This window comes from Photobacterium sp. DNB22_13_2, from assembly GCF_052873915.1.
In genome coordinates this window covers 1-261 of record NZ_JBNNXU010000175.1, presented here as the reverse complement: position 1 = coordinate 261, position 261 = coordinate 1, and the positions used below count along the sequence as shown (strand labels likewise).

Sequence of the window (261 nt, the reverse complement as noted above, 5' to 3'; positions counted from 1 at the left end):
AGCCAGGTGACGCTCGCCCAGACCCAGCCAGCAGATACGTGCGGGCAGACCCTGGAAGGCGATACGGTCACGCGCCATGTCGAGCCAGCGATGCACGTGCGTGTTGTGCGGGAAGAGTTCCTTGATCTTGGCGTCGGTCTTGTAGATGTCTTCCGGATCGCCCGACAGCGCCACCCAGCGGAACGGGCCCTTGCCCTCGCAGAACAGCGGACGAATGTAGGCGGGCACGAAGCCTGGGAAGTCGAAGGCATTCTTCACGCC

At 63.6% G+C, this 261-nt stretch carries 1 pseudogene; it reads right to left on the bottom strand.

From position 1 onward, the window contains the following. Positions 1 to 261, bottom strand: a pseudogene (locus tag ACVA58_RS28260) (urocanate hydratase); the annotation flags it as partial.